Source organism: Vibrio sp. 1401 (assembly GCF_033340295.1).
The window spans coordinates 1-551 of record NZ_JAWOWF010000715.1 but is presented as its reverse complement, the minus strand read 5'-3'; the positions used below and the strand labels follow the sequence as shown (position 1 = coordinate 551).

General features: G+C 44.1%; 1 protein-coding gene. It reads left to right on the top strand.

What is annotated here, in order from left to right; translation table 11 throughout:
• Positions 1-551: alpha-amylase family glycosyl hydrolase (locus R7Z77_RS27750; protein WP_318137359.1), on the top strand; the 551-nt coding region annotated here is incomplete at both ends.

Genomic DNA, 551 nt, shown 5'->3' with positions numbered 1-551 from the left:
ATCTAAAACAGAAGCGTTAACATTTGATGCTGTTTATGTGCGTATTGAGCCAGACAACGAAGAATACCTTGTCGCCATGGTGCAATGCGGCAGAGCTGGAGAGTTACTGCTGTGGGAAGTATCATTCGAGCCGAATAGAGATCGAGACATCACCCACTATGTATTTAAAGTCGTTAGAAACGGTCAGCAATATTGGCTAGACGCACGTGGTGTGCAAAAACGTATTCCGCCCAAAGAATTTCATTTCAAATTGAATGTAAACCATCAACCGCCAAAGTGGGTTCAAGAACAAGTTTTCTATCAGATTTTTCCTGATCGTTTTGCCGCGAGTCAAAGTGAGTCTGCAATTCGTGAAGCGTACTGCGAGTACGATCCTGATGCTGTGATTAAAACGTGGGGAGAACCTGTAGGGAATCACCAAAATTCTGGGGCACGTGAGTTCTTCGGTGGTGATCTAAAAGGCGTTGAGCAAAAGCTTGGATACCTTGAACAATTGGGTGTGACTGCACTGTACTTCAATCCGATTTTTTCCTCGCCAAGTAACCATAAGT